Annotated in this window: 17 protein-coding genes and 1 pseudogene; 6 read left to right on the top strand and 12 right to left on the bottom strand. The window is 74.0% G+C overall.

Features of this window, described 5'->3' with window-relative positions; genetic code table 11:
* Nucleotides 1-7 precede the first annotated feature (7 nt).
* Nucleotides 8-3,124, bottom strand: coding sequence for an AfsR/SARP family transcriptional regulator (locus C4U44_RS01415; RefSeq protein ID WP_103883693.1), 3,117 nt, complete (start codon nucleotides 3,122-3,124; stop codon nucleotides 8-10).
* A gap of 236 nt (nucleotides 3,125-3,360) precedes the next feature.
* Here C4U44_RS01415 and C4U44_RS01410 point away from each other — a divergent pair, with 236 nt between their 5' ends.
* On the top strand, nucleotides 3,361-5,814 hold the full coding sequence (locus C4U44_RS01410; RefSeq protein ID WP_235031726.1) for an ATP-binding protein: 2,454 nt from the start codon (nucleotides 3,361-3,363) through the stop codon (nucleotides 5,812-5,814).
* Between the two features lie 7 nt (nucleotides 5,815-5,821).
* Here C4U44_RS01410 and C4U44_RS01405 read toward each other — a convergent pair whose 3' ends face one another.
* A complete protein-coding gene (locus C4U44_RS01405) occupies nucleotides 5,822-6,403 on the bottom strand; it encodes a hypothetical protein (RefSeq protein WP_103883692.1) in 582 nt (193 codons plus the stop codon).
* Nucleotides 6,400-7,644: a glycosyltransferase family 28 protein gene (locus tag C4U44_RS01400; RefSeq protein ID WP_235031725.1), complete on the bottom strand. Its 1,245-nt coding sequence runs from the start codon at nucleotides 7,642-7,644 to the stop codon at nucleotides 6,400-6,402. The genes C4U44_RS01405 and C4U44_RS01400 overlap by 4 nt, the downstream gene beginning before the upstream one ends.
* A gap of 482 nt (nucleotides 7,645-8,126) precedes the next feature.
* On the opposite strand from C4U44_RS01400, the gene C4U44_RS41400 reads away from it, so the two are divergent.
* Entirely contained in the window at nucleotides 8,127-8,276 is a 150-nt protein-coding gene (locus C4U44_RS41400) for a hypothetical protein (RefSeq protein ID WP_160144960.1), read from the top strand.
* Between the two features lie 162 nt (nucleotides 8,277-8,438).
* Here C4U44_RS41400 and C4U44_RS01395 read toward each other — a convergent pair whose 3' ends face one another.
* The 6 genes from C4U44_RS01395 to C4U44_RS01370 form a co-directional block, all read right to left on the bottom strand.
* The gene (locus C4U44_RS01395; RefSeq protein WP_103883691.1) at nucleotides 8,439-8,825 is read right to left on the bottom strand and encodes a hypothetical protein; all 387 of its coding nucleotides are present in this window, start codon (nucleotides 8,823-8,825) and stop codon (nucleotides 8,439-8,441) included.
* A gap of 363 nt (nucleotides 8,826-9,188) precedes the next feature.
* Nucleotides 9,189-12,512 (bottom strand): family 78 glycoside hydrolase catalytic domain, encoded by a 3,324-nt coding sequence (locus tag C4U44_RS01390; RefSeq protein WP_200823103.1) that lies wholly within the window; start codon nucleotides 12,510-12,512, stop codon nucleotides 9,189-9,191.
* Between the two features lie 314 nt (nucleotides 12,513-12,826).
* Nucleotides 12,827-13,615, bottom strand: a complete 789-nt coding sequence (locus tag C4U44_RS01385) for a DUF899 domain-containing protein (RefSeq protein WP_103883690.1) — start codon at nucleotides 13,613-13,615, stop codon at nucleotides 12,827-12,829.
* A gap of 113 nt (nucleotides 13,616-13,728) precedes the next feature.
* Nucleotides 13,729-14,223 carry a TIGR03668 family PPOX class F420-dependent oxidoreductase gene (locus C4U44_RS01380; protein ID WP_103883689.1) on the bottom strand — a complete coding sequence of 165 codons (495 nt, stop codon included), beginning with the start codon at nucleotides 14,221-14,223 and terminating at the stop codon, nucleotides 13,729-13,731.
* A complete protein-coding gene (locus tag C4U44_RS01375; RefSeq protein WP_103883688.1) occupies nucleotides 14,223-15,047 on the bottom strand; it encodes an LLM class F420-dependent oxidoreductase in 825 nt (274 codons plus the stop codon). Before C4U44_RS01375 ends, C4U44_RS01380 begins: the two co-directional genes overlap by 1 nt.
* A 484-nt stretch (nucleotides 15,048-15,531) precedes the next feature.
* Nucleotides 15,532-16,362 carry a helix-turn-helix domain-containing protein gene (locus C4U44_RS01370; protein WP_235031724.1) on the bottom strand — a complete coding sequence of 277 codons (831 nt, stop codon included), beginning with the start codon at nucleotides 16,360-16,362 and terminating at the stop codon, nucleotides 15,532-15,534.
* A 118-nt stretch (nucleotides 16,363-16,480) separates the two neighbouring features.
* On the opposite strand from C4U44_RS01370, the gene C4U44_RS01365 reads away from it, so the two are divergent.
* Nucleotides 16,481-17,545, top strand: coding sequence for an aldo/keto reductase (locus tag C4U44_RS01365; protein WP_103883686.1), 1,065 nt, complete (start codon nucleotides 16,481-16,483; stop codon nucleotides 17,543-17,545).
* Nucleotides 17,546-17,630: 85 nt separating this feature from the next.
* Here C4U44_RS01365 and C4U44_RS01360 read toward each other — a convergent pair whose 3' ends face one another.
* The gene (locus C4U44_RS01360; protein WP_103883685.1) at nucleotides 17,631-18,002 is read right to left on the bottom strand and encodes a VOC family protein; all 372 of its coding nucleotides are present in this window, start codon (nucleotides 18,000-18,002) and stop codon (nucleotides 17,631-17,633) included.
* Nucleotides 18,003-18,054: 52 nt separating this feature from the next.
* Nucleotides 18,055-18,456 (bottom strand): hypothetical protein, encoded by a 402-nt coding sequence (locus tag C4U44_RS01355; RefSeq protein ID WP_103883684.1) that lies wholly within the window; start codon nucleotides 18,454-18,456, stop codon nucleotides 18,055-18,057.
* Nucleotides 18,457-18,890: 434 nt separating this feature from the next.
* On the opposite strand from C4U44_RS01355, the gene C4U44_RS01350 reads away from it, so the two are divergent.
* Nucleotides 18,891-22,985 carry a discoidin domain-containing protein gene (locus C4U44_RS01350; protein WP_103884144.1) on the top strand — a complete coding sequence of 1,365 codons (4,095 nt, stop codon included), beginning with the start codon at nucleotides 18,891-18,893 and terminating at the stop codon, nucleotides 22,983-22,985.
* Nucleotides 22,986-23,127: 142 nt separating this feature from the next.
* Here the strand turns inward: C4U44_RS01350 and C4U44_RS01345 are convergent.
* Nucleotides 23,128-23,716 (bottom strand): annotated as a pseudogene (locus C4U44_RS01345) (TetR/AcrR family transcriptional regulator).
* A gap of 104 nt (nucleotides 23,717-23,820) precedes the next feature.
* Between C4U44_RS01345 and C4U44_RS01340 the strand changes: the two are divergent.
* Nucleotides 23,821-24,840 carry an aldo/keto reductase gene (locus C4U44_RS01340; protein WP_103883683.1) on the top strand — a complete coding sequence of 340 codons (1,020 nt, stop codon included), beginning with the start codon at nucleotides 23,821-23,823 and terminating at the stop codon, nucleotides 24,838-24,840.
* Nucleotides 24,841-24,844: 4 nt separating this feature from the next.
* Entirely contained in the window at nucleotides 24,845-25,732 is an 888-nt protein-coding gene (locus C4U44_RS01335; protein WP_103883682.1) for an LLM class flavin-dependent oxidoreductase, read from the top strand.
* The last annotated feature ends 151 nt before the right edge of the window (nucleotides 25,733-25,883 follow it).

Genomic DNA, 25,883 nt, shown 5'->3' with positions numbered 1-25,883 from the left:
GCCGCGGCTACTCCATCCCGTGCTTCGCGCGCAGGGCGAGCAGCCGGGCCCGGAGCGTCTCGGCCTCCGCGGTGGAGCCCTGCTGCCGGCGCAGGTCGGCGAGCGCCTTGAGGGTCTCGGTCTCCTCCACGGGCGCCTGGATGCGCTCGGCGATGGCGAGGCTGTCCTGCAGGTGCCGCGCCGCCTGCGCGATCCGGCCGACGCGGTGTTCGGCGATGCCCAGGTCGCGCAGCGTCTCGGCCTCCTCGTGCGCGACGCCGATCCGGCGTGCCACGGCGAGCGCGGCCGTGTAGTGGGTGATCGACTCGGCGAGCCGGCCGCCGGACTGGAGGGTCCGGCCGATGCCGTGCAGGGCGATCGCCTCGTTGCGCCGGTCGCCCACGCTGCGCAGCACGGGAAGGACCTCCTGGTAGAGGGTGAGGGCCTGGTCGGCCTTGCCGGCCGACAGCAGCGCCGCCGCCAGGTTCATCTGGAGGGTGGCGCAGTCCACCCGGCTCTCGACCTGGCGGGCGAGGGCGAGCGCCTGCCGGTAGGCGGCGTCGGCGCGTTCGGGGTCGCCGAGTTTCTGGTGGGTCTCGCCGAGGTTGTTCAGCGCCCGCCACTCGCCGCGCCGGTCCCCCACCTCGCGGAACTTCCGCAGCACGTCGTGGAACGCCGTCAGCGCCTGCCGGTGCTCGCCGCCTTCGAGCAGCGCGATGGCCAGCATGTTGAGGCTGCGCGCCTGTTGCAGCGCGGGCCCGTCCGCGCGCAGCGCGAGCGCGGCGCGGTGGCGGTCGACGGCCTGCGCGTACTGCCCGCTGTGCCAGTGGCAGATACCCAGTTGATGCAGGGCCTCGGCCTCGATCGCGCGGTCGGCCGCCGCCCGGGCCAGTTCCAGCGCCCTGCCCGCGGCCTCGCTCGCCTGCGGGTACTGCCCGGCGTGGATCGACACCGCGCACAGGTCCAGCAGCCCGCAGGCGTACGCCCTCGGGTCGGCCGCGGCGCGCCAGTGCTCCACGGCCCGGCGCAACGCGGCCTCGGCTGTCGCCAAGTACCCCTCGCTGTCGAGGAATCCGGCCAGGACGTGGGCCAGCACCGCCGGGCGCCGCGGCGCGTCGTGCACGAGGGACCAGGCCAGGACGGCGAGCAGGTTGGGGCCTTCGAGGACGAGCCACCGGGTGGGGTCGCCGCGGGTGCCCCAGGGGGCGGGCGCCGTACGCGGGAAGCCGGGGTCGATCCGGCAGCGGAACGGGTACGCCTGCCGGTCGGCCAGATCGGCCGAGGACAGGTAGAAGTCGAGCAGCCGCGAGAGGGCCGCCGCACCTTCCTGCGGCCCGTCCTCGGCGGTGGCCAGGCCTTGGGCGTACTCGCGCAGCAGGTCGTGCAACCGGTAGCGGTGCGGGGCGGGTTCCTCGATCAGGTGGCAGGCGAGCAGTCCCTCCAGGGCGCGGTCGGTGTCCTCGACCGACAGCCCGCTGAGGACCGCGGCGGCGTGCGGCCCGAACTCCGGTCCCAGGTGGGCGCCCAGGCGGCGGAAGACCATCTGCTGCAACGGCGTCAGCGCGCGGTAGGACAGCTCGAACGCCGCGACCAGCTCGCGGTGGCCGTCGCGGATCTCCAGCAGGCGGGTGCCGGGGTGGGCGAGGCGGTCGACGAGTACCGCGGCGCTCCAGGACGGCCGGGACAGGAATCGGCTCGCGACGATCTCGATGGCGAGCGGCAGGCAGCCGCACAATCGGACGATCCGCGCCGACGCCTCGGCCGTCGGCGCCCGTTCGGCCCCGACCCGGCGCCGGAACATGCGGACCGCGTCCGGCAGCGGCATGACGTCCAGCGACACCGGCCGGATGCCTGGGATGCCGGTGAGCCGGTGCCGGCTGGTGAGGATGACCAGGGACGGCGACACACCCGGGAGCAGCCGGCGGACCTGGTCGGCGTCCGCGACGTTGTCGAGGATCACGATGAGGCGGCGGGCGGCCAGCGCGGTGCGCCAGGCGGAGGCCAGCGCCTCGGGGTGCTGCGGAATGCTCGGTTCGGGGACGCCGACCAGGTGCAGCAGCGTGTCCAGCGCCTCCGTGGTGCCCATCGCGTCGGCCGGGGCGTGGGTCCCGCGCAGGTCGAGGAAGGCGCAGCCGTCGGGGTAGTGCTCGCGCAGGCGGTGGGCGACGTGCACGGCGAGCGAGGTCTTCCCGACCCCGGGCATCCCGTCCACGGCTTCGAGCGCGACCACGGCGCCCGGGCCGCCGGGTGCGGCGATGCTCCGGGTGAGCCGGCGGATCTCCTCCTCGCGGCCGATCCACTCGATGTCGTGCGGCAGGTTGTCGGCGCGCTCGGAGGTGCGGTCCTCGTCCGCCGCGCCGGCGAACCGCGGTGCGGACGCCAGGAGTTCGGCAACCGGAGTCCGGTTGAGGATGCCCTGCTGGACGGTCTGCAGCCGGTGCCCCGGGCCGGTCCCGAAGTCCCGCCCGAGCCGGCGCAGGAAGCGGCGCAGGACGTCGGCGGCCTCCACGGTGCGCCCGCTGCCGTAGAGGGCCAGCGCGAGCAGTTCCACCAGCGCCTCGTGCGTGGGGTGCGCCTCGACCAGCGACGCGAGGCGCGGGCCCGGATCGGAGTAGCGTCCCAGCCGGAGCGCGACGCGGGCCTGGAGGGTCGCGGCGTCCAGGCCCCTCTCGTCCATCGCGGCGCGGACGTCCGCCGCCCAGGTGCCGGACAGCCCCGCCATCGGTTCGCCGCGCTGCAGCCCCTCCGCCTCGCGCAGCAGGCGCAGCGCCTCGTGGCCGTCGTCGTGCGGGGCGACCGCGTGGGCCCGGTCGACCAGGCCCACGTACCGGTGCAGGTCGACCGCCGACCGGTCGACGTCGAGCAGGTAGGTGTGCGTACGCCGCTCCAGCAGCGGGGCGGCGGCGCCCCCGATCTCGTGCAGGGCGCGGCGGATCCGGGAGACGTAGGCGTACAGGGCGTCGCGCGGCTTGCCCGGCGGGCTGTCGTCCCAGACCCTGCTGACCAGGGTGTCCACGCCGACCGCGCGCCCCGCGTCCCATGCGAGAGCGGCGAGCACGGCGCGCTCCTTGGTCGACCCGAGGGTGCTCCGGCGTTCCCCGGCGCGCAGTTCGACCGGACCCAGGACGCGTATCTGGAACTCCATCCGTGTCTCCCCACCCCGATGGTTTCCGCAGCACACGCAGCAGCGCACGCGGGACGTCGCCGCCCGGGCCGGCGCGGGGTGCGGACCGCGACCGAAAGCGGGTGCCGCGCCGGAACGAAAAGCTCACATACCGCCATCGCAGGGTATTCCTTGGAACCGGAGCTGCGGAACGTGCCGTCCCGCAAGGGCGCCTGGCGTCAGGGCGGAGCCGCACGGCTGCGAGGCGGGGGGAGAAGATGGTGGACGTGCGCGTGGTCGAGGCGTTGTTATCGGCCAAGGTTTCCCACGCCGTCGGACGGGATCCGGCGGCCTGGCAGGCGCTGACCGAGGCGATGGGGTCCCTGACCGGATTGGACCCCGAACTCGCCGCGGCATGGCGCGACCTGCGGACGGAGGGCGTCGCCGGGGCGGTGGAAGCCGCTGGGCCGGCCGGCGCCGCCACCGCGGCGACTCTACGCGCCCGCGCCGCGCGCCTCACCGCCGTGGCGGCCCGCAACGGCCCGTCGCTGGACCGGTTGCGGCGCTGGGCGCTGCGGTATCCGGCGCCGGAAGTGCGCGGCGACACGGTGAACAATCGCCTGGACGGCGGCGCGCAAGTGCACGGCCCGGTCGTGCAGGCGCGGGACATCACCGGCGGCATCCACGTCCACCACGCCCCCGTGGCCGCCGCTCCGAAGCGCCCGATACCGCGCCAACTCCTCCCAGCGTCGCCGTACTTCACCGGCCGAGGACTCGATCTGAGGGCGCTGGACGAGCTGCGGGAGGAGCGCGACCCGAGCGCCGCCCAGGTGATCGTGGTCAGCGGGCAGGCCGGGGTGGGAAAGACCGCGCTGGCGTCGCGGTGGCTCGGCGCGCGGGTGGCGGAGTTCCCCGACGGCCAGCTCTACGTGAACCTGGGCGGGGGTGCGCCCGGCGGCCCGGCGCACCCGGGGGACGTGCTCGGATACCTGCTGCGTGCCTTCGGCGAGAGCATCGAGCCGGCCGACCTGGCCGAGCGAGCGGCGCTGTGGCGGTCCGTCACGGCGACGCTGCGGTTCGCCGTCATGGTGGACGACGCGCTGAGCGCCGCCGAGGTCCGGCTGCTGCTGCCCAACGCGCCCGGCAGCCTCGTCCTGGCCACCAGCCGGCAGCGGCTGACCGGCCTGGCTGTCGACGGGGCCGGGTTCTGGCCGCTCGGGGTGCTCGACACCGAGGCGGCCGAGGAACTGTTCACGCGCGGCACCGGCCGGACGCGGGCCGCGCGCGAGCCGGCGGCGGTGCGCGAGGTCGTCGCCCTGTGCGCGGGCCTCCCGCTGGCGGTACGCCTCGCCTCGGCCCGGCTCGCGTCGCGGCCGGACCAGCCGGTGGCGTCGCTGCGGGACGCGCTGACCGGCGGTGCGGGGCCGCTGGGGGTGCTGCGGGCGGAGGGCGCCGGCACGGTCCAGGCGGTCCTGGACGCCTCGTACGGCGTGCTGCCGCCGGACGCGGCCCGCCTCTACCGCCGGCTCGGCCTGCTGCCCGCGGTGGTGTTCGACACCGCGCTTGCGGCGGCGGCCGCGGCCCTGCGGCCCGACGAGGCCGAGGGCCTCATCGACGTGCTGGTGGAGGCGAGCCTCCTGGAACCGGCGGGAGGGGGCCAGTTCCGTTTCCACGCCCTGGTGCGCCTGCACGCCGCGCAGCGCGCGGAGTCCGACGAGACGGCGCCGGCGCGCGAGGACACCGTGCGCCGTCACGTGGACTGGTGCCTGGCCACGGCCACCTCCGCCGAAGCGCTGCTGTCCCCCAGCCACCGCACCCTGGAGCGCACCTACCGCTTCCCCGCCGAGCCACCGCCCGCGTTCACCGGCGAGGACGCGGCCCTGGCCTGGCTGGAGGCGCACCGCGACGCCCTCATCGCGGCGGTGCGGCAGGCCGCGCGGGCCCGGTGGCACGACACCGCCTGGCAACTCGTCGATGCGCTGTGGCCCATGTTCCTGCGGCTGCGGATGTACGACACGTGGATCGCGTCCCACGAGATCGGGCTGGCCGCCGCGCGCGACAGCGGAAATCCCGCCGCGCAGGCCCGCATGCTCACCTCCGGGGGCATCGGGCTGCGCAGCGCGGGACGCCACGAAGAGGCCGTGCGGTGGTTCTCCCAGGCCCTCGACCTCGCCCGACAGCAGGGTGACCTCCGCGACGAGGCGCAGGCGCTCAGCGGCCTGGGCAGCTCCTACCGCGCCGCCGGCCACCTCGAGCTTGCCGAGGAGATGTTCCTCCAGGCGCTCCGGCTGCGCGAGGCCGTCGGCTATCACCGCGGGGCGGCCCTCTCCCGGCTGCGGCTGGGCGAACTCGCCCTGGAGCGGGACGACTTCGCCACCGCCTCCAGGCGTCTCGCCCGCGCGCAAGCCGAGTTGACGGCCGAGCGCGACCCCTACGACGCCGCGCGGGCCCGCGCCCTGTTCGGGTACGCCCTCGCGGGAGCGGGCCGGCGCGACGACGGGGTGCGCGAACTCCGTCTCGCGCTGGACGAGTTCGATGCCGCGGGATCGCCCTTCTGGCGGGCCAGGACCCTGGAGATGCTGGGCCGGGTGGCCGAGCGCGACGGCGACGCGACCGCCGCGCGGCAGCTGTACGAGGACGCGCTGCGGATCTTCACCGGTGCCGGCCCGGTCGATGCCCGGCGTGTGGAAGGGCGCCTCCGTGGCCTGCGACCTGAAGACGCCCCGCCCTGACGCCGGTTCAGGTGAGGGCCCGGCGGGCGGCTCCTGCCGCCGCCGGGGGTGCGATCGGCCGCAGCCGTACCCGGGTGAGCCGGGTGGCCACGGTCGCCCGCGTGGCGCGGCCCGCCGGGGGCACGACGGACACGCCGATCGACCGCAGTGCGGACCACCTCACGCCGAGGACGAGCGTCGCGTGCAGGAACGACGCAAGCGCGGCGCGATCGGTGCGCGTCATCGTCCGGCCGCCACGCTCGGGAACCGCCAGCACCCGCCCGCCGTCCCTGGCGCCCAGCACGCAGCCGCCCGCACGGGTGGCGACCGCCGCGACGAGGCACCCGGGAAAGCCCGCGAGCAGCTCGTCCACCGTCCGCAGCGCCCCGCCGCCCGGCTGCGGCCGTCCCTGCCGAAGCACGTCCGCGTGCTGCGGGCAGCACCCGCCGGCGAGGTCCGGGTCCGCGCTCAGGTGCGCGTCCACGAGCCGCCGCCCGTGCCGCGACCGCAGGTACACGGCCACCTGTGCGCACGCCGCCGCGCGGTGGTGCGCCACCTCCCCGACGACGACCAGGGCGACCGCGGAATCGGAAGTACGGCGACCCCTCACGCCGCCTCCCCGACCGCGCCCACCGTCCACCGGTCCAGCGCGGCCGGGAGCGGGACCGGCGCGGGCCGCACGCGGTGCGCGGGCCGCCCGATGCCCAGCAGCCCGTAGACCAGAGCGCGGATGTGCTGGTTGAACCGGCCGGGCTCGGAGGACAGCCGGGCCGCGATCCCCTCGTACTCCTCGCGCCGGTACTCCTCCGCCGCGTAACGGAGTTGGGCCTCCAAGGGGTGGGCCGAGGACAACGCCGGGGCGAGCCGGGCCAGCGCCGCGGCCGGCGAGGCGTGGTGCACCCGGTCGTGCGGGTAGCGGGCCAGCAGGATCGGCGCCGGAGTCAGGGTGGCGTACGACGTCACCGATCCGTGGTCGCCCAGCACCCAGTCGGCCGCGGCCAGCACCGCCCGCCAGTCGGCCTCCGGCGGCACCAGCGCGATCCCCCGGCGCCGGTACGCCGACAGCCAGGCGGCCACCTGCCACCAGCCGTGCCCGGCCCAGATGTTGGGGTGGGTCAGGACCGCCACGCGGTACGCCCGGCGCGGTAACTCGCTGAGCAGGCGCGGCAGGAGCTCGTCCAGGGCCGCGAACGACGCGCCCTGCCCCCAGGTGCTGCTGACCACCACCAGCTTCTGCCCGGCCCGCAGTCCGAGCGCGTCCCGGTACGCCTTGCGGCGCGGCAGGCTGACGGCGAGCCGGTCGTACACGGGGTCACCCACGACCGTCGCGACGGGCACGCCTTCCGGGCAGTTGCGGGCGAGGGTCGCCAGGTCGTCCCGGTGGGCGAGCGCGACCGCGGCGGGCACCACCCGCCCGCCCCGGGTGAGGTTGTCCCGGCTGAGCATCCCCGGCGGGCGCTCCTGGCTCGGCGCCCCGTGCCAGATCCGCTGCAGCTTGATGTGCCCCGCCCCGTGGGAGAACAGCACCAGCGGGGCCCGGACCTGGTCGATGTGCTCCCACCCGGCCGCCAGCGCCAGGTCGAAGTCCCGGCGCACCGCTTCCTCCCACGGGATGACCGGGCTGCCCAGCCGGCTCAGGAACCGGGTCACCCCCTCACCGAACGCGTGCGGCGCCACGGTGAAGAACAGCTGGACCCTCATGTCGGAGTCAAAGAGCGAGAACACGTCGGACAGCCGTTGCCCGTACGTCAGTGTCTGGGCGATCACCAGCACCTTCTTGCAGCCGCGCACCGTCAGCCATTGTTCGCGTTCCCCTTCCATCGGCCTGCCCGGGCCGATATCGGCACCCATAGCGAATTCCCTCCGCGTTTCCCGGACCCCGTGATCCGGGCGGCCCGACCGCGCCTGCACCGTCGGTTTCAGCGCCGTGGCCGGGCCGTGTTCGGGGAATTACCCGGGGGGTGCGGAGGAAGTCTTGCAGGGACCTTGCAGTTGCCTTGACGCGCGGGTGGCGGGGGCGGGCGGCCGGGGGCGCGGAGCTCTGGCCATGGTTGCATGGGCGGCGGGCCCCGTGAGGGCCGGCGGCGTGCGCCCACGGTAGCGCACACCGCCCTGTACTGGCCTTGCCCGCAGGGGAGTTGGGATCTTGAGGGCTGTGTGCGCTAGTCTCCCGACAACCCTCGGGGGGCCGGCGGATCGCGTAGGCCGCAAGCTCGCGACCGGTACCGTTTCTTGATCGAACCGCGACGCGGAGACGGCCGGAGGTGTGGTCGACCATCAACGACCAAGCCGTTCCGTACCTTGCACCACCGCTCAGTAGGAGAAACGTCGCAGTGAGCCGAACCCTGTCTTTTCCGCGCCGAGCTGCCCTGCTCGCCGTCCTTTCCGGCGTGTTTACCGTGGTGCTCTATTCGGCGATATCGGTGGCGGTTCCCCAGAGCGCAAGCGCCGCGGCGGCGCCCAGCGTCTGCATGGCGTACTGACGGTCAACGGTCCCGCACCGGTCACCGGGAACATCGCACCCGGCCAGGGCCGGTAACAGACCCCCGGGCGGCACAGGCCGGCCGCGGTGGCGGGCGGCGGCCCGTCACGGCAACCGGCCCGGCCGCCCGGGCACTTCCCGCATCAACAGAGCGGGAGCCGCCTCACCAGACCAGGACGCCGCCGTCCTCACGCAGGGCGCGGCGGGCGGCCGCCTCGATGTTCGCGAGGCGCGCGGAGATGCGCCGCCGGTGCTCGGCGGGCGCACGGCCCGGGTCCGCGCCGGCGAGGCCGGGCACGAGAGCGTCGAGCCCCGCCCGCAGCAGCGCACACTCGTCCAGGAACTCGCCCACCTGGCCCGGCCATACGTACAGGTCGCCCTCGGCGAGCACGGGCAGGAACCGCGCGCCCAGCGAGCGGGCCGCGTCCGATCCCCACACCGTCGTCCGCCAGCGCTCGAACCCGGCCAGGTCGGAGCAGCCCGGCGGCACGTCCAGCACCTGCGCCGCGCCGCCGGGGCCGACCTGGAACACGTCCACCGCGAGACTCACCCCGGCAGTGGACCACCGTCACCCCCGGCCGGTCCACCCGATTGACGGCGCCGTGCCGCACCCCGGTTCACACCCGCACGCCGAGTTCCGCGAACCGCCCCGCGAGGTCGTCCAGCCACTCCGGCACGGTGCGAGCGAGCGCAGGTCGTACGCGGGCTCGGCCAGGCCGAGGGTCTCCCGGTCCAGGACCGTGGTCAGGCGGGGTGAAGGTCCGGGCGCCCAGAGCTGGTTGTGGCCGTGCAGGTCGCCTGACGGCTTTCCTCGTCCACCCCGCACATCGCGAACATCCCGCCCGTTCCAGCACAGCCGCCCGCCCCGCACGGGAACTCCGTGCGGGGCGGGCGTTGTCGGGGCGGGTGAGGGTTACAGCTTGACCGTGAAGTGCCAGTCGCCGGAGCCCACGGCGTAGCGGGCGACGCCGTTCGCGACCGTCAGCAGCTTCGCGCCGTGGACCGGGTGGAGGCTGCCGGCCGGGTGGCCGAGGAGCGGGACGGAGACGGTCGCGGTGCTGTTGACCGGGATCGCCACGTCGAGCGTGAACGCGTGGGCACTGCGCGTCCAGGACGAGGAGACCTGGCCGCGGACGGTCCGCACCGAGGCGGACACGTGGTCCAGCCCGGCCGGGACCTGGGGCGCGATGTCCACGCTGCCGTAGCCGGCGCCCGTCGCGCCGATCCCGCCGAGCACGCTGGTGAACGACGCGTTGATGCCGCTGAACATCGCGTGGTCGTGGGACTCCATGCTGGAGGCGTAGGTCCACTCCTCCCAGTCGGTGGTCGCCCCCTGGCTGATCTCGTACCCGAATCCGGGGTAGGTCTTCTGGTCCAGAACGCTCGTCGCCAGGTCCGTGCGGCCGATCGCGGACAGGGCGTCCATGAGGTAGCGGGTGCCGAAGATGCCCGTGTCCAGGTGGCCCTGGTTGGTGACCGTGATGGTGTGGACGAGCTGGTCGCCGACCGCGGTGAGGTCGGCGGCGGGCACCATGCCGAACGCGAGCGGCAGGATGCTGGTGGTCTGCCGGCCGTCCGCGTAGCCGTCGTGCGCGGAGTTGAGGAACGCCGCGTTGAACGCGTCCTTGATGTCCGAGGCGAGGGCCGTGTAGTGCGCGGCGTCCGCGGGCTGGCCGAGCGCCTGCGCGGCCAGCGCGGTGTCGGTCGCCTGGAGGTAGGACAGCGAGGTGTTGACCAGCGACACCTCGCTCGTGCAGGAACCGACGCCCGGGCTGCCGAGGCCGCCGTTCACGCCGGGGCCGTACACCGGCGGGCACCAGTCGCCGAAGCCGTGGTCGGCCGGCCAGATGTGCCCGGGCACGTCGGTCGCGTTCTTGTCCACGAACGCCTTCATCGCCGGGTACATCGCGGCCAGCGTGGCCTTGTCGCCGTAGGTCTGGTAAAGCGTCCAGGCCAGCGAGATCTGGTCGCCGCCCATGTCCGGGTTCTGGGCGTTGCCCGCGTCGTTGGGCAGCGCCGTGCCCGGCGGCATGTCGCGCAGGTAGCTCGCGTAGAAGCGGTCCATGCCGAACTCGCCGGTGGACGCGTCGTGGTACGCCTGCACGTCCATACCGGGGGGCGTGCGCTCGTCGCGGACCGGGTTGTCGGTGGGCAGGCTCATCGAGTTGTTCAGGATGGTGTGCTGGTTGTTCTGCCAGATGCGGTCGAGCATCGGGTCGGAGGAGCTGAACGTGGCGGTGGACGCCACGTCCGCGTGCACGACCCGGCCGGCGATCGAGTCCAGGGTCGGCGTGCCCGGGTAACCGGTCACCTCGACGTAGCGGAAGCCGTGGTAGGTGAAGCGCGGTTCGTACGTCTCGGTGCCTCCGGTGCCCGCCAGCGTGTACCGGTCGGTGGACGCGGCGCTGCGGTTGGTCGTGGTGTCGAGCATGCCGTCGGCGCCGACCTCCTCGGCCGTGCGCATCCGCACCGTGGTGCCGGCCGGGCCGGCCACCTTCAACTGCTCCCAGCCCGCGATGTCCTGGCCGAGGTCGTAGACGTAGACGCCGGGTTGCGGCTGCGTCATCCGCACCGGCCGCAGGGTCTGGGTGACCCGTACCGGTGGCACGTCGTCCGCGACGAGGCTGCCGCCCGGCGCGGCCACGGTGGTGACCGGGTGCTCGCCGGACGCGTCGAAGCCGGGGAGGTCCCAGCCGGGGCTCGCCAGCCGGGCGTCGTACGTCTCGCCGGCGTACATGTCGTTGGCCGTGATCGGGCCGTTCGCCCAGGTCCAGCCGGAGCCGGTGGTGATCGCCTGCCGGGTGCCGTCGGTGTAGGTGACCTCCAGCAGCATCGTCGCCTGCTTCGGGCCGGTCCACCGGAAGCCGTACGGGCTGAACTGCGTCCCGTAGCCGTTGCCGAGCCAGATGCCGACCGCGTTCGCGCCGTTGCGCACCGCGCTGGTCACGTCATACGTCCGGTACAGGTCGCGCTGGTCGTACGGGGTGTCGGCGGGGCTGAGGACGTCGTCGCCGATCTTCTTGCCGTTGACGTGCAGTTCGTACAGGCCCAGGCCGTCGACGTAGGCGCGGGCCTGCGCGATCTTCTTGCCGCCGAGGGTGAAGTCGTGGCGCAGCATCGGGGCGTCGGCGCTGGAGTCGAGCAGTTCGATCCCGGACCGCGGCTCCAACTGGCCGCCGGTGACGCCCGCCTGCGGGAAGGAGGGGTCGGGGTCGGCGGAGAAGTCGTCGGAGAACAGCGGGCTGCCGTCGAGCCCATGCACGGCCAGCGCGCCGTAGAGGGAGTCCTCGGTCGAGTCACCGACCCGGAAGCCGATCGTGCCCTGGGTGAAGGTGGAGTCCGTGAGGGTGGAGACCTGGGTGCCGTCGATCCAGGTGGTGATCGTCGGACCGTCGGCCTCGATCCGCAGGTGGTGCTTGTCGTTGACGTTCGCCTGTGTGACGACCTGGCTGATATCGATGTCGGGCACGACGTGGGCGAAGGAGCCGTTCACCTCGACGTGCGGGCGCAGCATCACCTTGCCCGGGTCGACCTCCGAATTGACCTGCCACATGTAGAGGTTGTTGGCGTCCTTCGCGCGGAAGACCACGCTGGCCGCGCCCTTGACGATGGTGAAGTCCGTGTCGAGGTCGAAGTCCGACCAGACGCCCTGCCCCGCGGTGTCCGGGCTGATCCACTGCGCGCCCTGCCAGTCCGCCGCGGTGAGCAGTCCCGTCTCCCACCAGGTGGACGCGGCCCAGCCGGACCCGTTGCCCTGCGCGTCCCACGCCTGGACCGTCCAGTAGTAGCGCTGCGCCGACCGCAGCGCCGGCCCGCCGTAGGCGACCCCCACCGACGCGGCCGAGGCGACCTTGCCGCTGTCCCAGACGTCGGCGCGGCCCGGGGTGAGCCGGTCCGGGGTGGTCGCGACGAGGATACGGTACGCGGCCTGGCGCGCGCCGTTGGCCGACGCGCCCAACTGCCAGCTCAGGCTCGGGTGCGCGTCGTCGATCCCCAACGGGTGGGTGGCGTAGTCGGCCTGAAGGGCCGACACGGTCAGCCGTGGTTGGGCCGCGACGGCGCCGGCGGCCGGGAGGAAGAGGGCGAGCACCGCGCACAGCAGCGCGGCGACGGTGAACCTGCCGCGGCCGCGGAAGCGGGCGCGGCCGCGGGGCGGGGGCCCGGCTGCGAACGGGGCTGCGGATCTCGCCCGGACGCGGCGCCGGGCCGCTCCCGGCTTCTGTTCTGACGGCGGCACGACGGCACCTCCGGGGACGGGTGACGAGGCTGAATCCGGGATTGAATCGATTCAAGCCCCATGTACGTCGGCGACGTTACATCAGCCTCACAGCGCCCGTACAGAGAAAGCGCAGGCCGGATTCCGGATCGGGTCCGCGGGAAAGCGCAGGTGCGTGGCGGGGCGGACCCTGGGCCGGGTGGCGCGGCCGCGCGGCGGGTGAACGCCCGACGCGCGCGGCGGGGCCCGAACGCGGCTGCCGGGCACCGCGGTTGGCGGGACCCGGGCGGGCGGCGGGACGCCTCACCCGGCCGCCCGGCCGCCTCCGCCGGGCCTCAGGCGTCGTACTCGTCCGGGAACCGCATCCCGGGGCCGCCCACTTGGCGCCCGAGCGGGACCGCGCGGTCCTTCGGCTCCTCCCACGCCTCCTGGCGGCCGAGCGCGGTCAGGTCGAGGTACGGGTAGCCGTTGTGGAACTCCTCGATGCCCCGGCCGAAGGTCGCGTACGTGTGGAAGACCTCGTCCCCGACGCGCAGGAACGCGCTGATCCCGGGCCAGTCGCCGCGCATCTCCGCCGACCAGGGGGTCCCGGCCGCGGCGAGTTCGGCCTCGGTGCGGTGGAAGACCTCGACCGGCGCGACCCGGTCGTCGACGGTCGCGTGGAAGTCGTGGTTGAAGTCGCTGCCGGCCGAGGAGTACCAGGGGGACGTCCAGCCCATCCGGTCGCGGAAGGCGGCGAGTTTCGGGTAGGGGGCGCGCGTGATCGCGGCCAGCGTGGTGTTGCGGGCGTGCAACGCCCGCAGTCCGGCGATCCCGTCGGCCGCGGACGCGCAGCTGGGGCAGCCCGTGTCGCGGGGCTGCTCGACGCCGTTCTCGTCGGTGTCGTAGGCCCACATGAAGTGGTGGACGACCAGTTGCGGCCGCCCCTCGAACAGGTCGAGCAGTCCCACCTCGCCGTCCGGGCCCCGGAAGGTGTACGGCTTGTCGATCCGGACCATCGGCAGCCGGCGGCGGGCGGCGTTGACGCGGTCGCGCGCCCGGGTGAGCTGCTTCTCCTCGGCCAGGAGTTCCTTGCGGGCGGCGCGCCACTCCTCGCGCGACACCACGTCGGGCAGGTTCGTCATCGTCGTCTCCCCTTGTCCAGCGGCGGGTTCGGGTTCCCGGCGGGGCGCCGCGGCCCCGCGGGTCCGGTAACGCCCCACCGGACCCGCGCGTCACGCGCCGCGGGGCAACCGGGTCAGGTCGCGCGCCAGCCGGTCCACGCGGTGACGGCGATCTCCACGACCTCGCCCTCCGGATGCCGTCCGGTGTACTGCCGCGGGTACTTGGCCGCGAGCAGTTCCGTCCAGCGGGCGGACGCGGCGGCGTCCGGGGCGGCGGGTTCCGCGGCGGACCCCGCGACCGTCTCCGCCGCGGGCTCCGCGACGGTTTCCGCGGCGGGCGGCAGGACGCGGGCCGAACCGTCGGCCCGGACCCACCACAGCCGGTCCCAGTCCTCGTCGTACGCGTCGGCGAGCAGGCACACGGCGGGGTTGGCACGGATGTTGGCCAGCCGTTTGAGCCGGGGCGACCGCTTGGGCTTGTGGTCGACGGCCATGGCCACCCGGTCGCCGTCCACCACGAAGACGACCGGCACCAGGTGCGGGCGGCCCGCGGCATCCGCGGTCGCCAGGCGGGCGATCCGGGATGCCGCGAACCGTGCGCGGGCCTCGGCCGGAGCGAGGCCGGGCATCAGCGGTAGCGGGCCGCGAGCTCGGCGAACGCGTCGAGGCGCTCCAGCGCGGCCGGCTCGGCAACCGACGGCAGCATGAACTGCACCCGCTCCACGCCGAGCTCGGCGTACCCCTCGACCGTCTCGGGCTCGGCCTTCGCCCCGTACACCGTGACGGGGATGTCGCGGCCCGCGACCGCGCGCAGTTCCTTCATCCGCTCCCCCATCACCTTCGGCGGGAGGCTGTTGGCCAGCCAGGCATCGCCGAACTCGGCGACCCTGGGGAAGGCGGCCTGGCCGCCGCCGACGTAGATCGGAGGGTGCGGCCGCCGGACCGGCTTCGGCCAGGCGTAGACCGGGTCGAAGTCGACGAACTCGCCGTGGAACTCGGCCTTCTCCTGCGTCCACAGCTCGATCATCGCGCGCAGCCGCTCGTTGGCGAGCCGGCCGCGGCTGGCGGGGTCGGTGCCGTGGTTGGCCATCTCCTCGCGGTTCCAGCCGACGCCGACGCCGAAGACGAACCGCCCGCCGGAGACCAGGTCGAGTGAGGCGACCTCCTTCGCCATGTGGATCGGGTCGCGCTGGGCGATCAGCGCGATACCGGTGCCCACCAGCAGCTCCTCGGTGACCGAGGCGACCGCGGTCAGTGCCACGAAGGGGTCCAGCGTGCGGTAGTACATCTCCGGCAGCTCGCCGCCGCCGGGGTACTCCGAACTCCGGTCGGCCGGGATGTGGCTGTGCTCCGCGATGAACAGGGAGTCGAACGCGCGCTCCTCCAGGGCCCGCCCGAGGGGGGCGGGCCGGATGCTCCGGTCGGTGATGAAGGTGGAGATCCCGAACTTCACTGTGGCTCCTCGTCGCTGCCTCCCGCCGGGCCTTCCGGACCGGCGGATTCCCTCCCCCGCACAGGCATATCACCCGGGTCCCGCGCGGCACGATCGGACCCGTCCCCCGGCGCCCGCGAGGTGCCCGCGACGCGCCTGAGTGGTGCCCGGGAGTCGCCCGCGCCGTGCCCGCCAGGTGCGACAGCACGACCGGCTCGGACCGCCCCGGCGATCCGGGTACGGGCGCGGATCGCCGGGGATGTCGTCAGGACGGACACCGCGGCGGTCCGGAACCTGTCGTCCGGGCGGAGATCCGTACGCTCCGCGGGCGCGGCCTCGTACGGACCCGGGCGGACGGGTGCCCTCCGACGCCGGCGCGGCGGCGGCCACCGCCTAGAGGCGGGTGCGCGGCGGGCCGCCGTGGCGGTCCCGGTCCGCTCCCGGCCGCCCGCCGGTGGTGGGCTCTCGTGCGGTTTCCCACGCACCCCCAGGGACGCGTGCGGCCTCACCGGGCGCACAGCCGGTCCAGGGCCGACCGGCTCTCCTCGTCCGCGGGGCGGAAGACGAGCAGCCGCTGGTTCGGGTCCTGGAGCGGAACCAGCAGGTCGAAGTTCACCGTCAGCACGCCGGCCTCGGGGTGCCGCAGGGCCTTGTGCCCGCGGCCGTTGACCCGGATGTCGCGCTCGTCCCACAGCCGCGCGAACTCCTCGTCGTGGGTGAGGAACCCGGCGATGAGGCCGCTCAGCGCCCGGTCGTCGGGGTGCGCCGCCCACGCGGTGCGCAGATGGGCGACGCCGTCCCGGACGACGCGCTCGCGGTCGACGTAGAGCCCGCGGATCCGCGGATGCCGCAGGCACAGCCACATCGCGTTGCGCTGCTCCGGGGGCAGGGTGCCGAAGTCCAGCAGCAGCCGGGTCATCTCGCGGTTCCAGGCGAGGATGTCGTACCGGTGGTTCGTCAGCATGGCCGGCAGGGGTGACAGGTCGGCGACCAGCCCGGCCAGCGGGGGCGCCGCGGTGGTGTCGGGCGCGTCCGCGCCGCGGGCTCGGTGCCCGGCCAGACCGAAGAGGTAGGCACGCTCGACCGGGGTCAGGCGCAGCGCCCGGGCCAGCCCCTCCACCACGTCCGCCGACGGCCGCAGCCCGCGCCCCTGCTCCAGCCGCACGACGTAGTCGACGCTCACCCCGGCCAGCTCGGCGACCTCCTCGCGGCGCAGCCCCGGGGTCCGCCGGGCCTGCCGCCGCGTGGGCAGCCCGACCTCGCCCGGGTCCAGGCCCTCGCGCCGGGACCGCAGGAAGGCGGCCAGCTCCCGCGTGCTGTCGACGGTCCGAGTCATCACGCTCGTGCAACACCGAGGGTGGGACCCGTCTTCCCAGGAAGCTCCCTCCCTTACCCCTGGCGCGCGGCCGGCACAGGCTCGTTCCCGACGACGATCACCACCCCAGGAGGACACGATGCCGCTCACCCTCGACACCTACCGGCTGCTGGGCCGCTCCGGGCTGCGGGTCTCACCGCTGGCCCTGGGCGCGGCGACCTTCGGCACCGAGTGGGGCTGGGGCGCAGAGAAGGACGAGGCACGCAAGCTGTTCGACCGCTACGTCGAGGGGGGCGGCAACTTCGTCGACACCGCCGACACGTACACCGGCGGCACCTCGGAGCGGATGCTGGGCGAGTTCGCCCGCGACAGCCGCGAGCGCCTGGTGCTGGCGACGAAGTACACCACCCTGCGCCGGCCCGGCGACCCGAACTCCGGCGGCGCGCACCGCAAGAACCTGTTCGCGGCGGTGGAGTCGAGCCTGCGGCGGCTCGGCACGGACTACATCGACCTGCTCTACCTGCACGTGTGGGACCCCACCACGCCGGTCGAGGAGATCCTGCGCGGCATGGACGACCTCGTACGGCAGGGCAAGATCCTGTACGTGGGGATCTCCAGCGCCCCGGCCTGGCAGATCGCGCGCATGCAGACGATCGCGGACCTGCGCGGCTGGTCGCCGCTGGTCGCGCTCCAGCTGGAGTACAACCTGATCGAGCGCACCGGGGAGCGCGACCTGATCCCCATGGCCCGCGCGATGGGGCTGGGCGTGGTGCCGTTCTCCCCGCTGGCCGGCGGGGTGCTCGCCGGCACGTACCGCCGCGAGGACCTGACCGCGGCGAACGTCGCGTCCGGCGACGGCACCCGCAGGAGCTTCAACGCCGCGCTGGGCACGCTCACCGCGCGCAACCTGGACATCGCCGACGTCGTGAAGGAGGTCGCCGCGGAGACGGGCCGCACCCCCGCGCAGGTCGGGCTGGCCTGGACCCTGCGGAACCCGGGCGTGACGGCACCGATCGTCGGCGCCCGCACCCTCGGTCAACTGGAGGGCAACCTGGGGGCGTTGGAGGTCGATTTCACCGCGGCCCAGCTCGCCCGCCTCGACACGGCCAGTGCGGTCGCGCTCGGCTTCCCGCACGACATGCTCGCCGGCGCCCACATCCGCAACGTCACCCAGGGCGGCCTGACGATCGAGGCCCGCCGCTGACGCCGCACCCGGCGCCGGTGCGGTCGCCGTCCCCACCGGCGGCCAGGGCACGCCGGCAGCCGGGGCCCGCCCCTTCGCGGCCCCCTCAGCCGACGAGGGTCCGCTTCGGGCGCACCACGCAGAACTCGTTCCCCTCCGGATCGGCCAGCACCGTCCACGACTCCTCGCCGCTCTGCCCGACATCCGCCCTGCGGGCACCGAGCGCGAGGAGGCGCGCGATCTCCGCGTCCCGGTCCTCCGCGGTGGTCGTCAGGTCCAGGTGCAACCGGTTCTTGACGACCTTGGGGTCGGTCACCGGCATGAAGCAGATCCCCACCGGCGCGTTCTCGTCCGGGCCGATCACGATCTCCCGCTCCCGCTCGGACAGCACCCGCCAGTGCAGTGCCTCGGACCAGAACCGGGCCAGGGCGGGCAGGTCGTGGGCGTCGATGACGATGTGGTGCAGCGCGACGGGCATGCCGCCCAGTCTGCCCGACCCCCGCCCCGACCGGCAGGAGTCGGCGCCGCGTTCAGGGGCGGCCGGTCCTGCTGCCGGGCAGGGGCGGCGTGGGGGGTTCGGGTTCGGTGAAGAGGTGCTGGGTCAGCTCGTTGCCGGTCTCCGGGGAGAGCAGGCCGGTGACGTCGAGACCCAGATGCCGGGCGAGATCGGCGGCGTGGAGGCCGACGGCCGCCTCGCGGAGGAGGAGGCCGCGCGAGCCGGGCGCCAGGAGGCCCAGCGCGTCCCCGGCCCGGACCAGCGCGGCGTCCAGGTCGTGCAGCGGCGCGGGCAGGTCCCGCCGGTCCGCGACCGCCGCGAGCAGGCGCCGCACCGCGCCGTCGTCGCCGTACGCATCGACGCAGACGGCGCGGATGTCGTCCAGGTCCTGGCAGGCCCGGGCGAGCCCGTCCGCGTCCTGCCGGGTCACCGCCACCGCCCCGTCCCCTGCTCTGCGCTGTCGCGGATGTCTCCGAAGCATCCTCCCATCAAGGGCATTCGGCGTACGTTCCTTCGCCCGTTTCCCGGCGGACACGACGCGACCGGACGCGTACCGGACCCGGGGCGCCGTACGAGCGGCGAGCGCACGGGCCGCACACGAAGCGGAAGCCGCACCGCCAACTGCCGCCACTCCCCTGACAAGTGATCCACCGGCCCCGCCGCCCGCCACCCCCTCATCCCCTGACCTGCGGAAACCGGCCGCACGTGGTGGACCGCACCCCACCCGCCAAGCCGCCTCCACCGCGGGCACTTGACAGAAACCGGCGGCGGACGGAGCCTATGGCAACGTTGTCAGGTGCGCTCCGGACCGCCGCCTGCTCCGCTCCCCCGAGCTCGTTCGCACATGGATTCGCAATGGAGTCGCCGCGCATGCCGAACCCGCCTGCCCAGCCCCCGCGCCACCCGTCCAGACGCTCCGTCGTCGCCACCGGTTCCACCCTCCTCGCCGGCTTCGGCCTCGGACTCGCGCTGCCCGGCACCAGCTTCGCCGCGGGCTCCGCCAAGCCGGGCGCTTCCACCGGAACCGGTGAACTCGCCGCGTACCGCCCGATATCCGTCTCCTCCACCGACTACGCCCCGACGCCCGGGGCGTTCGTCGTCGACCGGCTCACCTCGGCGGGCGTGAAGGGCAGCGGGTGGCGCGCGGCCGACGGCGACCCGCAATGGATCTCGGTGGACCTGGAGGCGAACTGCCAGGTCTCCTCGCTGCGGCTGACCTTCGAGGCCAAGGATGGCGACCCGGTCTTCCTGGAGGGCCCGAGCGGCAACCGCTGGGACGGCACCACCGGGCAGGAGATCCTGTCCAGTTACGCGGTGGACTTCGTCGTCGAGACGTCGACCGACCACACCTCCTGGACCAGCGTGTACCGGACCACCGCCGGGACCGGCGGCGTGGTGGACATCGCGCTGGACAAGCCGGTCGCGGCGCGCTGGGTGCGGCTGACCGTGCGCAAGCGCTCCACCGCCAACCCGCTGGGCCTGAACGGCTTCGAGGTGTACGGAACGGCCCCCGGCCACCGCCCCGACGCCACCGGCTGGACGGACTGGGGCACCCACCACCACGACGCCCCCGCGCTGAAGGTCGCCGACGACGGCACCGTGCCGCTGGAGTCCGGCTGGACGCTCACCCTGGACGACTGGGCCGGCGCCGAGGGCGCGGACCTGTCCCGGGCCGGCCTCGACGACAGCGCGTGGCTGCCCGCGACCGTCCCCGGCACCGTGCTGACCTCGCTGGTGGACCAGGGCAAGCTGCCCGACCCGGTGGCGGGCATGAACAACCTGCAGATCCCCGAGGCGCTCTCCCGCCACTCCTGGTGGTACCGCCGCGGCTTCGACCTGCCGCGCGGGCTGCGCACCGGCGCCGGCCGGCACGTCTGGCTGGAGTTCGACGGCATCAACCACCAGGCCGACATCTGGCTCAACGGCACGCAGGTGGGCACCATGGCCCACCCGTTCGCCCGGTCCGCCGTCGACGTGACCGGTCAACTGGCCGCCAAGGGCGCGCAGGCGCTCGCGGTGCGGATCACCCCGATGCCGGTGCCCGGCAGCCCCGGCGACAAGGGCCCGCTGGGCCAGTCGTTCGTGGACGCGGGCGCGAACCAGATGAACCTCAACTCCCCGACGTACCTGTCCGTTTCGGGCTGGGACTGGATGCCCGCGGTGCGCGACCGCGCCTCCGGGATCTGGAACCACGTGCGGCTGCGCTCCACCGGCCACGCGGTCGTCGGCGACGCGCGGGTGGACACCAAGCTGCCCGGGCTGCCCGCCACGAACAGCGCGGAACTGACCATCACCGTCCCGGTGCGCAACGCCGACACCGCGTCCCAACGGATCACGGTCACCGCGTCGTTCGACGGCATCACGCTCTCCCAGGCGGTCACCGTGGCCGGGGGCGCGAGCACCGACGTGGTCTTCGCCCCGGACTCCTTCTCGCGCCTGCGGCTGAGCGACCCGAAGCTGTGGTGGCCCAACGGGTACGGCGACGCAGCCCTGCACGACCTCACGCTCGTCGCCTCGATCGGCGGCCAGGAGAGCGACCGCCGCACCACCCGGTTCGGCATCCGGCAGTTCGGCTACGAGGGCGACCTGCCGATCACGTTCGGGGCGAGCACCGACTCGTACACCCAGCCGGTCGAGGTCGGTGACCAGCAGGCCCGCTACGTGCGGGTCAAGTGCCTGACGCGGGCCACCGGTTGGGGCTACTCGCTGTGGACGTTCGCGGTGGTGGACAGCACCTCCGGCACGGACCTGGCGCTGCACGCGACGGCCACCGCCTCCTCCACCGAGGACGGCAGCGGCAACGTGGCGTCCCACGTGACCGACGGCGACCCCACCACCCGCTGGGCCTCGGCCGCGCAGGACGACGTGTGGATCCAGGTGGACCTGGGCTCCTCGGTCGCCTTCGACCGCGTCGACCTCACCTGGGAGCAGGCCTACGCGCAGTCGTACGTGGTGCAGGTCTCCGGCGACGGATCGACCTGGACCGACGCCAAGGCGGTCGACAACACCGCGGTGCCGCTGCCGTTCAACGCCGGTGACGCCAGCCTGCAGACCGAGGACTTCGACGCCCGGACCGCGCGCTACGTGCGGCTCGCGCTGGCGACCCGGGCCACCGGTTACGGCTTCTCGCTGTGGTCCCTCTCGGTGATCGACAGCACCTCCGCGGGCACCGACCTCGCCCTGCACAAGACCGCCACCTCCTCCAGCGACGAGGACGGCTCCGGGAACGTCGCGGCGCACGCCACCGACGGCAACCCCGGCACCCGCTGGTCCTCCGCCTACCAGGACGACCAGTGGATCCAGGTCGACCTCGGCGCGTCGGTCGCCTTCGACCGGATCGTCGTCCTGTGGGAGGCGGCCTACGCCAAGACGTACACGATCCAGGTGTCGGACGACGGCACGACGTGGACGGACGTGACGTCCGTCGACAACTCGCCCCAGCCGCTGAAGATCAGCGTGAACGGCGTGCGCGTCTTCGCCCGCGGCGGCAACTGGGGCTATGACGAGTTGCTGCGCCGCATGCCCGCCGAGCGGATGGACGCGGCGGTGCGCATGCACCGCGACATGAACTTCACGATGATCCGCAACTGGGTGGGCTGCAGCGACCGCGAGGAGTTCTTCGCGGCCTGCGACGAGCACGGCATCCTGGTGTGGAACGACTTCCCCAACGCCTGGGGCATGGACCCGCCGGACCACGACGTCTACAACGCGCAGGCGCGGGACACCGTGCTGCGCTACCGCATCCACCCCAGCGTCGTCGTCTGGTGCGGCGCCAACGAGGGCAATCCGCCCGCCGCCATCGACGACGGCATGCGCGACGCGGTCACCGACCTCGCCCCCGGCACCCTGTACCAGAACAACTCCGCGGGCGGCATCATCACCGGCGGCGGCCCCTACAACTGGGTCGACCCGACGAAGTACTTCGACCCGTCGACCTACGGCAGCCACAGCTTCGGCTTCCACACCGAGATCGGCATGCCGGTGGTGTCCACCGCGGAGAGCATGCGCAACCTCGTCGGCGACTCCACCGAGTGGCCGATCGGCACCGTGTGGTACCACCACGACTGGAGCACCAACGGCAACCAGCAGCCGCAGCACTACGCCGAGGCGATCGAGGCCCGCCTCGACACCGCGACGGACCTGGACGACTTCACGCGCAAGGCCCAGTTCGTCAACTACGAGAACACCCGGGCCATGTTCGAGGCGTGGAACGCCAACCTGTGGCAGGACGCCACCGGCCTGATGCTGTGGATGTCCCACCCGGCCTGGCACAGCACCGTGTGGCAGACGTACGACTACGACTTCGACGTCAACGGCGTCTACTACGGGGCGCGCAAGGCGTGCGAGCCCTTCCACGTGCAGGCCGACCTGAGCAAGTGGCAGGTTGTCGCGGTCAACCACACCCCGAACGCGGTCAAGGGCGCGACGGTCACCGCGCGGCTGTACGACCTGGACGGCCACCGGCTCGGGGCCGTCCGCACCGCGAAGGTGGACGTCGCCGCGTCCGGCACCGCGCCGGCGTTCACCGCCGGCTGGACCGACGACCTGCCCGATCTGCACCTGCTGCGGCTGGAGTTCGCCGACGCCAAGGGCCACGTGCTGTCGCAGAACACGTACTGGCGCTACCGCGAGACGGCCGACCTGAAGGGGCTCAACTCGGCGAAGAAGACGAAGGTGTCGGCCGACGTCGGCCGGGTGACCGGTGCCGGCGACGGGCGGCAGCAGCTCACCGCGACGGTCCGCAACACCGGTGCCTCGGTCGCGGCGATGGTCCGGCTCTCGCTGCTGGACGACAAGAGCGGGCAGCGGGTCCTGCCGACGCTGTACGGCGACAACTACCTGTGGCTGCTGCCCGGTGAGTCCCGCACGCTCACGCTGTCCTGGCCGTCGGGCGCGCTTCCGTCGGGCCACCCGGCCCTGCGGGTGGAGGGCTACAACGCGCCGCGCACGGTGGCGCGCGGCTGAGCGCTCCTCCGCGTCCCCGCTCCCGGTGCCGCGCGCGTACGCCGCGCGCGGCACCGGTGACCTGCCGGTCGACCGGCCGGACCCGACCCGCCCGGAAGCCCCCGGGCGGGTCGGTCCGTTCGGGCCGGGTCCGGCTGCCCGGTCAGCCGGCCGTCGTGAGGCCGGCGAGGGGGAGGGCGACCATCCTGCGGGCGTCGTAGCGCGCGTCGTCCTTCGCGCCGATGCACAGGTTGCCGATCGCGCGCATGAACGCGAGCGCCTGGATGTCGGAGCGGACGATTTCTCCCGAGCGCGCGGCGGCGGCCAGCAGTTCGCCGCACACCGGCACGAGCGTGTCGAGGCAGTAGGCGTGCAGGGTCTCGGAGCCCTCACCCTGGCCGAGCACGTCGGGCAGTCCGTGCTCGGTCGCGAGGAAGTCCACGAACCCGTCGACCAGCGGTCAGCGCCGCGAAGGGGCTCGGCTCGCCGGCCAGGTAGTGCGGGCCCGCCACGGCGAGCGCCTGGACCTGGTGCCGGTAGGCGGCGACCACCGGATCGGCGCGGGTCGGGAAGTGCCGGTGGACCGTCCCCACGCCGACCCCGGCCCGGGCGGCGACGTCGCGCACCGGCGCGTCGATCCCGACCTCGGCGAAGGCCGCCGCGGCGGCCTCCAGCAGTGCCCCCTCGTTGCGGCGGACATCGGCCCGCCGCCGGCGGGTGCCGCCGTCCCCGCCTGCTCCAGAGGTCGCCACGTGATCCTCCTTGCAAAGCGGAACAAGGTTCCGTATTGTCGAGAACGGAGCGTCGTTCCGTTTCGCTCCCATCATGACATTGTCCGGGATGGAAGGAGAAACCCATGCGGTACCGCACCCTCGGGCGCACCGGGGTCCAGGTCAGCGCGCTGGGTCTGGGCGCGATGAACTTCGGGGCGCTCGGGCGCACCACCCAGGCCGAGGTGACCGCGCTGGTCGACACGGCCCTCGCCGCCGGGGTCAACCTGATCGACACCGCCGACGCGTACTCCGCCGGCCAGTCCGAGGAGATGGTCGGCAAGGCCCTCGCCGGGCGCCGCGACGACGTGGTGCTCGCCACCAAGGCCGGCCTGCCGATGGGCGAGGAGCGCAACCGGCGGGGCGGCTCGCGGCGCTGGCTGACCACCGCCGTCGAGAACAGCCTGCGCCGGCTGGACGTCGAGCACATCGACCTCTACCAGTTGCACCGCTGGGACCCGGCCACCAGCGACGAGGAGACCCTCTCGGCGCTGACCGACCTGCGGCAGGCCGGCAAGATCCGCTCCTTCGGCACCTCGGAGTACCCGGCCCACCGGCTGGTGGAGGCCCAGTGGGCGGCCCGCGAGCACCACCTGGGCCGCTTCGTCAGCGAGCAGCCCGGCTACTCGATCCTCCAGCGCGGCGCCGAGGCCGAAGTGCTGCCGGTCGCCGAGCGGTACGGCCTCGGGGTCCTGACGTGGAGCCCGCTGGCCTCGGGCTGGCTGTCGGGCGCGGTGCGCGCGGGCCGGCCGGTGACCACCAGCCGCTCCGGGTTCATGCCCCAGCGCTTCGACACCGGCATCCCGGCCAACGCCGCCAAGCAGGACGCCGTCGAGCAACTTGCGAAGCTCGCCGAGCAGTCCGGACTGACCCTCATCCAGCTCGCGCTCGGCTTCGTCACCGCGCACCGCGGGGTCACCAGCGCGCTGATCGGCCCCCGCACCGCCGCGCACCTGGACTCCCAACTGGCCGCCGCCGACACGGTGCTGCCCGCCGACGTCCTCGACGCCATCGACACGATCGTGCCGCCCGGGGTCGACCTGGCCGCGCAGGAGAAGAACGCCGTCCTGCCCGCACTGACCGACCCTTCCCTGCGACGGAGGTGACGCGATGACCCCCGTGAGCTTCGGCATCATGACCCCGCCCATGCAGGTCGACCACGCCGACCTGCTGCGGGTGTGGCAGGAGGCCGACACCGTCCCGGAGATCGAGCACGCCTGGGTGTTCGACCACCTCATGCCCATCGGTGGCGACCCCGACGGCCCCGCCCTGGAGGGCTGGACCCTCCTGTCCGCCCTGGCCGCCCGCACCACGCGGCTGCGGGTCGGGGTCATGGTCACCAGCAACCGCTTCCGTCCGCCCGCGATGCTGGCCAAGATCGCCACGACCGTCGACATCGTCTCGGGCGGGCGGCTGGACTTCGGGATCGGCGCCGGTTCGCGGCCGAGCCACCCGCTCGCGCGCCGTGAGTACGACGGCCACGGCCTGCCCTACCACGACTTCGGCGACTCCGTGGACGCGCTCGCCGAGGCGTGCACCGTCATCCGCCGGCTGTGGACGGAGACCGAGCCCTTCGACTTCCAGGGCACGCACGTGCGGCTCACCGGGGCGCTCGGCAACCCCCGGCCGGTGCAGCGGCCGCACCCGCCGGTGCTGATCGGCGGGCGCTCGTCCCGGACGCTGCGGGTGGTCGCCGAGCACGCCGACCTGTGGAACTTCCCCGGGGACACCGGGCTCGCCGACGGCATCGAGCGCAGCGGCCTGCTCGACCGCTACTGCCGCGAGATCGGCCGCGATCCCGCGACCGTCACCCGCTCGATCGCCCTGCCCGTGTCCTACGACGATCCCGCGTCCACCCGGGAGGCCGCGAGCGCGGCGATCGACGCGGGGTTCACCCACCTCGTGCTCATCCTCCCGTCACCCTGGCCGCAGGGGGTGGCCCGGTGGCTCACGAAGGAGGTCATCACCCCGCTGCGCCCGGGCGCCTCCATCGCCTGACGACGCGCGGGCGGCGCGGTGCTCCGGGTGGCGCCGGCTGAAGGGCAACTGCGTACCGGAACCGGGCAATGCCGACGTGGCGGTACCCGCGGCGGCGCTGCGACGGTGGAGTCCGGAAACCCGACCGCCCGGAGCGCGAGGAGCACGAGTC

The organism is Actinacidiphila yanglinensis (assembly GCF_900107965.1).
GTDB classification, from domain to species: Bacteria; Actinomycetota; Actinomycetes; order Streptomycetales; family Streptomycetaceae; genus Actinacidiphila; species Actinacidiphila yanglinensis.
This window is presented reverse-complemented; position numbering and strand designations above follow the sequence as displayed.

Bases quoted from the DNA above. Each gene is read 5' to 3' on its own strand.
- C4U44_RS01415 (WP_103883693.1), bottom strand. From the start codon at position 3,124: ATGGAGTTCCAGATACGCGTCCTGGGTCCGGTCGAACTGCGCGCCGGG.
- C4U44_RS01410 (WP_235031726.1), top strand. From the start codon at position 3,361: ATGGTGGACGTGCGCGTGGTCGAGGCGTTGTTATCGGCCAAGGTTTCC.
- C4U44_RS01400 (WP_235031725.1), bottom strand. From the start codon at position 7,644: ATGGGTGCCGATATCGGCCCGGGCAGGCCGATGGAAGGGGAACGCGAA.
- C4U44_RS01385 (WP_103883690.1), bottom strand. From the start codon at position 13,615: ATGACGAACCTGCCCGACGTGGTGTCGCGCGAGGAGTGGCGCGCCGCC.
- C4U44_RS01380 (WP_103883689.1), bottom strand. From the start codon at position 14,223: ATGCCCGGCCTCGCTCCGGCCGAGGCCCGCGCACGGTTCGCGGCATCC.
- C4U44_RS01370 (WP_235031724.1), bottom strand. From the start codon at position 16,362: ATGACTCGGACCGTCGACAGCACGCGGGAGCTGGCCGCCTTCCTGCGG.
- C4U44_RS01365 (WP_103883686.1), top strand. From the start codon at position 16,481: ATGCCGCTCACCCTCGACACCTACCGGCTGCTGGGCCGCTCCGGGCTG.
- C4U44_RS01360 (WP_103883685.1), bottom strand. From the start codon at position 18,002: ATGCCCGTCGCGCTGCACCACATCGTCATCGACGCCCACGACCTGCCC.
- C4U44_RS01350 (WP_103884144.1), top strand. From the start codon at position 18,891: ATGCCGAACCCGCCTGCCCAGCCCCCGCGCCACCCGTCCAGACGCTCC.
- C4U44_RS01340 (WP_103883683.1), top strand. From the start codon at position 23,821: ATGCGGTACCGCACCCTCGGGCGCACCGGGGTCCAGGTCAGCGCGCTG.
- C4U44_RS01335 (WP_103883682.1), top strand. From the start codon at position 24,845: ATGACCCCCGTGAGCTTCGGCATCATGACCCCGCCCATGCAGGTCGAC.